This window comes from Kitasatospora sp. SC0581, from assembly GCF_048159585.1.
Lineage (GTDB): Bacteria > Actinomycetota > Actinomycetes > Streptomycetales > Streptomycetaceae > Kitasatospora.
Genome location: NZ_JBLRWA010000153.1, coordinates 1 through 426 on the forward strand (window position 1 = coordinate 1; position 426 = coordinate 426).

Consider the following 426-nt stretch of genomic DNA (forward strand, 5'->3'; position numbering starts at 1 on the left):
GCTCTTCCGATCTCCAAGTAATCATGTATATTTTCGACTAAGTGCTCCATATTTTTAGGGAAATAAAACGAAGCGATCCCCACATTCGAAAATTCCAAACCTTGTTGATCCATTTTCAACCCAGATCTTAAATTAATTAAAATTACATTCGGTAATTGATTCACAGAGGCAAGTAACTTTTTTAAAGGAAACGAATTACCTAGTAATGTACTATCAACGATTAAAAACAGTATTTTTTCATTCTCTTTGTAAGCTAGTTGCTCCATGATAAAATCAATATCTGTTACTTCAAGATTAAAATTATATTTTACAGGTTCTATAACTATAAAATTAAATGTCTTGTAATCTTTTATTATATCATCATTTTTTTCATTTGCATAACATTTAAATTCAATCCAACTATTAGAAATTTCTTGAGATAAAAAA

At 27.5% G+C, this 426-nt stretch carries 1 protein-coding gene; it reads right to left on the reverse strand.

Annotated features, from left to right (window positions below):
* The coding region (locus ACLWS4_RS37535) for a hypothetical protein (RefSeq protein WP_416876508.1) at positions 1 to 426 on the reverse strand (426 nt) is incomplete at both ends.